Genomic DNA, 5,380 nt, shown 5'->3' with positions numbered 1-5,380 from the left:
CAAGGCAGAACGCAAGGATCACAAGGTCAATACGGAACTGAGTTCGCAAGCCAAAATAATGCACAACAAGTAAGAAAACAAAACCAACAAGCCCAGTCTCGTAAAAAAAATAAATGAAGCACACGTTTGCAAGATCAACAATTCTGAAGCTTTATGTCGCAAAATATTTTCTATGAATTGATTCATTTGTTAAAAATAACAGTAAAAACATCTTGGTATATTACAGAGAGCGAGTTAAAACTCGCTCTTTTAGTGCGCCCAGCATGGATGTAATCTATAGGGTGAGAGTCCCGAGCCATGAAGGCAGTAGTAGGGGTCCTGCCGCATGCCCATCAAGCTAAGGCTGTTTAAAGTAGGAGTAGTTGTTTAACTTTACGCTAACCACATTGTAATTAAGGCTGTATGTGGCCTTTCCTCTAAAAATTAGGCATATCAATGAAGCATCCAGAATAGGACGTTTTTTTACATGTTATGCAGATTTTCTTGAGCTCCTGCTTCGTTCGTAAATGATACCGAGAATATCGAACACTGTTTTCTTCTCGTATCAGTGAGATTTTCGCCAGTTCTTTTCTAGAAGTGTATACAACCGAAGCAAAAGATTGATGAACTTGAAACGGAATGATAGTAAATGTTAGAAGTATAATTTGATGACGAACGGCCATAATAAGGGTGAAGTTTTTTTTTCCCCAAAAAAAAGCTAAGAAAAAAAGCCCCTTCATATGATTGGGGCTTTTCTTCTTAGCTTTTTAAAAGATGGCGCTACGTTTTTTTCAAGGGAGTGCTGCAACGTCTGGTGGTTGTCATTAATTTGGAGCGCTAGAGGGTCTGTAAGGCGTTTTAGAAAAAATTGGATTAATAAAACTTGGATCTTATACTGGCTTCTGCATGGCTTATAGAGGAACGCAGCAGCCTTAAGGCTGCCATTTTTTGCTTAAGCAAAAGAATTGTGCACAATGAAAAAGAGTAGTAGGAATGACTACTCATAATGAACGACTTTTACTTATTTTTCTGTATAGGGCTATAACTGCTTTGTTTGCGGTTTCACAGTCTTCAGTACGTATCATAGGGATTTTATATTCTGATTCCATTTCGGTCATTAGCTCACTCAGTAGACAGCTTCTCATAGGCTCTTTTACTAAATTCATGATTTCCTGATATTCTTGATTGATTTCTGCTAATGCTTTCATTTTATTTTCTCCTCCGATTTTCCTCTTTTTACAAATCTGAAAGTTTCACTAACACAATCTGGTAATACGAATCCATCGGTTTAATTTCCGCATATAACCAGACTCGTAAATATGTACAATCTCATAATTCTCTCCTTTGTAAGTTACCTTGTCGCATATGTTGAACATTTAGGATACCCCTTTTATTTAAAAAAAATAAATGTTTTTAGTACGTTGTTGGTTTATTCTTCCATAATGCCAATGTATCGCAACGTGACGGAGGGGTGCGAATGATTCAGAATCCCTTGCAGCATCGCGATATCCTTGGTCTCCTTATAAAACCAGTAGCCAAACGTTTTTCTTAAAGTATGTGTAGACTTAAAATAAAGAGTGATCGTTTATAAAAAAGATCGATCCTTTAAAACAAAGGTTGAGCATTTGTAAAAAAGATTGATAAAAATCCTGTATTCTTTACTGAATATGGGATTTTTATTTGCTCTTCTTTAACTATAGGGGAGGATAGTTGAAGAGCGAAGAGAAGATTTTATTTTGGTAACAAATATTATCCAAAATGTATAGTAGTTAATAATAGGAAAAGGAGGTTTTGTTGTGAATCGTGCAAAAATCATTCAATGTGAAGAACTCCTTCGTTCAGCAATGCTATCCAGTAATGTAGAGCTGTTAGATGAATTAATTGCTGATGATCTTAGCTTCGTCAATCATTTTGGGCAAATATTAACGAAAGAAGCCGATATTGAAGCCCACCGCACAGGATAATTTACAATTATTGGTATCGAAGTTTTAGAGCAACGAGTTAAACTCTTGGATATGTTAGCAATAATTATTACGCGAGTCGCTCTAAATGGCACTGTCGGAAGTGGAGAACCAATTGATGGTGAGTTTTGTTACACTCGTATTTGGCAATACCATGACGGGAAAATGAAAATTGTCTCAGGACATTGTAGTTCTGCTACGTGATACTTGTAAGAATTAACACAAGTTTTTTTAGTCATTAAAGACTGTTGTAACGGTCTTTTTCTTATTAAGCTACCGTGGAAGAACGATACATACTTCCATTCTCTGTGGTGTAGTGCTTGCAATACATATTGATCAAGTCCTTGTTCTGCACCTTGTACTAATAGACGATTACGACCACCACTACGATTTGATATATGTCTTCACCTCACTCATGTGTTAATAATCCCTTTTATGTAAGAAATGGATACACTGTAAATTTTGGTAGAATATTAAAGAGAAAACCATTCATAATAAGGTTGTTAAGAGAAACAGAGTGAACAAGTTAACCACTTAGTTGACTCTTTCTTTTCACCTCTTTGTAAGTTTAATTTGCTGTTTGCCATGTGTTTATGAATTAAATAAGGGTTATGTGCTGTATTACGAAATTAAATTCTCTTTTTTAATGACTGTGGAATAAGGTTGAGAAAAGGGAAAAATACTACTATTGATAAAAGTTACTCTTATCGAGGGAACGAAAAGAAGCTGTCATTAAAGTGAATATGGATGAATTTTTAAAAAGCGAGGTATATATATGAATGAAAATGATTTCGGAACTATATTAGGTACAACACCAAGGGCCAGGCGTAAGGTAGTATATGATAGTTTAGATCAATATTTTTTGAATCCCATTATACATAGAGAAATTCATGGTGATAAAATATATGTACCATTGAATCTAACTAGAATTTGGAACAAAATAGACTGAAAATTAAAAGCATCTAATGACGGAATTTTAATAAGTCATACTGGTAGTTGGTTTTTGTTGTCTCATCCCTAAACTTTTAAGAAAACCTTTTGGATATTTGATCCACCAATTGAGCATGGTTCAAGTGATCAACTATATCAGTAAAATATAAAATTTGAAATTTAACGATGTACCAACGGTAATAGAGGCATTTAATACCAATGAAGAAATCAGATTTATAAAAGAGTAAAAGCTCACCTTGAGTAAGCTTTCAGCTTGTAGGGTACCGCCGTCAAAACGCGGATGAAGTATGCTAATACAAATTTTTCTTCCTCCTTTTAAGACATGTCACCTGTGTGTTTCGTGAAAAACTGAGCCCATCAAAAGGAGAAGGCCAGGGTTCAAAGAGGATCGAAATCTCGAGGAATCGGGGGAATATGGAAGAACGTGATGTTGAATGATGGGGATACTTTTCCATGAAAAAAAGCGGATGCTTTCGGGTTACCTGCTTTCCGCTATCCCAGGGGAAATATAGTCCAGTTTTATGATCCGGATAATCTAAAATCATGCTTTAATTTGTTTTTTGGAAACCTGTTAGTGAAACAGGAGGTGAACAAATGAATCAAGTTTTAACTGTTTTAGCTATGTTTAGCTTTTTAATTATTGGACCAGCGTCTCAAGTGAACGCTTTAACCTTCGATGATCTGCCAGTAACACAGTCATCAAAGCAATGGTCTGTTGAAGTAGGGGATGCTGAAGGTAGTCAGGAATCCGTTAAACCAAAAAAGGGAGTATATGATACTTATAGCTTCAAGGTAAAAAACATCGGTAAAGATATTAGTGAAGCAAATATTCAAGCATTTGGAAATGATCTGAATTCTAAAACCAAATTTGGACTTTTTGATATTCTTACGGATGCTAAAGTAAATCAAAGGGGACAAGAATTTACTTTCGCTAATTTTCCTTTATCAGTAACTGCAACTGAGTTAGAAATTGTCATTAATTGGAAAGAAAACAGCAACGATAGAGAATTTAAAGAAACATTTGTATTTACTCAAAAAAGATCTATCCATGCCTTCGAAACCTTCGAGAACCTTCAGAACAGAGCATTCCAGGTAAAATAAACACGCATTTGAAACAGTTGATTTGCATAAATTAATAGTGGTTATTCCCGATCACAATCACAAAGGAATAAATTCATATCGTCTATCTGTGTCGAAGGAGCCTCCCCCCTTGTTAAAGGGGGCTTTTTTAATTTAATTTAATTTGCCCAAATAGGAAAAATGCCTATTCCCAAGACAATGGTGGAACATAGTATAAATTTAAATCATCGCAAAAAAAGATAAAAATTATTAAAGGGAGCTGTTTTTTGAGGAGTATGGAAATATGCGCTTCTTGCGAAAGGTAATTTTGGAAAGCTCAACTTTCAATGTTACCAAACGATTTACTTCATCTTAACCAGAAATACTGTCCCAGATGTTTTCCTAATGTATTAGCAAAACATACCGGCCTTTATTTAAAATATTAAGAGTGAAAAATTTACCTGAGAGAGAGTGAGATGTATGGAAATAGAAGAACAAATACAATACCCTGAATATTTGTTGGAATGGTGTAATAACATTTATTTTCACTGGGAAAGTATGAAACCGAGGTTTTCAAAACTCTTTGATTTAAAAAGCTTAGAGGAATGGGAAGAGTCATGCCGCGAATTAAAAGAAAAATTACAGACAGATTTAAAAGTGGACTTCGATGACTATGAGACAGCTAAAAACCTTTATGAACAGTGGGAACTGCTATACAGAGAATCACAGGGCTATCAAGAAGAAGTTGAATCTGATGTGAGAAAGATAGCTGGGTTGCCCTCTGATTCTGATAGGGGAATAGTAATGGCAAACGATACAGTTGGAGAACTTGTTAAAGAATGGGCTGAACTCATCCAAATGGCTATTAATTTGGAAATGCCGATACAAGAAATCAGAAAATTTGTATCAGACTATAAACGGTAGTTAAAGTTGATAAAAATAAGAAACACAATTAGGTTACCTATATGGTAGCCTTTTATTTTTGATAAAGGCTATTTATTAGAGAAAATCCTATTTGCAAAGGGTTGGGTATCTAAAAGGTACCCATTTTAAAAAGGAGAAAATTCTCTTCGTCTCGAATTTTCAAAAGATAGGAGGCAAGAAGAGAATGGCTAACCCCACCGACTAATTGGGCTTATGTGTCTCAAAATCTACAGAGAATGACCTCGAAAATAATGATTGAATCGATGTATTTATTAGATGAATTAGCTAGGAACATGAAGTGTAGTTGAAAGCTTCGATTGAAGAATGTATTCAGTTTGTACATGAGAGATGGATGGAGGAAAGAAGAGACAAACCGAGAACTTTTGATAATTAGCATTGAATGATTATGTTAACTAAATGTGAATAAGATACACAATAATTTAGCAGAGTGTGAGTACGACGCGGAAAAATACACCTGTCCTTGTTATAAGAAGGTAACATAATGA

5 protein-coding genes and 1 pseudogene are annotated in these 5,380 nt (G+C 35.0%); 4 read left to right on the top strand and 2 right to left on the bottom strand.

Annotated elements, in window-relative coordinates:
• Positions 1-117 (top strand): gamma-type small acid-soluble spore protein (locus IOC57_RS25265; RefSeq protein ID WP_207441331.1); only part of this gene is annotated, 117 nt, incomplete at its 5' end.
• A gap of 863 nt (positions 118-980) precedes the next feature.
• Here IOC57_RS25265 and IOC57_RS25260 read toward each other — a convergent pair.
• Positions 981-1,187 carry a hypothetical protein gene (locus IOC57_RS25260; protein WP_207441330.1) on the bottom strand — a complete coding sequence of 69 codons (207 nt, stop codon included), beginning with the start codon at positions 1,185-1,187 and terminating at the stop codon, positions 981-983.
• A 221-nt stretch (positions 1,188-1,408) separates the two neighbouring features.
• Positions 1,409-1,540: pseudogene (locus IOC57_RS25255) on the bottom strand (tyrosine-type recombinase/integrase); the annotation flags it as partial.
• Between the two features lie 235 nt (positions 1,541-1,775).
• Here IOC57_RS25255 and IOC57_RS26415 point away from each other — a divergent pair.
• The 3 genes from IOC57_RS26415 to IOC57_RS25240 all read left to right on the top strand — a co-directional run bounded on the left by IOC57_RS26415 (position 1,776) and on the right by IOC57_RS25240 (position 4,874).
• Positions 1,776-1,943 (top strand): nuclear transport factor 2 family protein, encoded by a 168-nt coding sequence (locus IOC57_RS26415; protein WP_309487768.1) that lies wholly within the window; start codon positions 1,776-1,778, stop codon positions 1,941-1,943.
• A 1,542-nt stretch (positions 1,944-3,485) separates the two neighbouring features.
• Positions 3,486-3,992 carry a hypothetical protein gene (locus IOC57_RS25245; protein ID WP_207441329.1) on the top strand — a complete coding sequence of 169 codons (507 nt, stop codon included), beginning with the start codon at positions 3,486-3,488 and terminating at the stop codon, positions 3,990-3,992.
• A 438-nt stretch (positions 3,993-4,430) separates the two neighbouring features.
• On the top strand, positions 4,431-4,874 hold the full coding sequence (locus tag IOC57_RS25240; RefSeq protein ID WP_207441328.1) for a hypothetical protein: 444 nt from the start codon (positions 4,431-4,433) through the stop codon (positions 4,872-4,874).
• Positions 4,875-5,380 lie beyond the last annotated feature (506 nt).

Origin of the sequence: Bacillus sp. SD075 (genome assembly GCF_017355165.1) — a bacterium.
Taxonomy (GTDB): Bacteria; Bacillota; Bacilli; order Bacillales; family DSM-1321; genus Peribacillus.
This window is presented reverse-complemented; position numbering and strand designations above follow the sequence as displayed.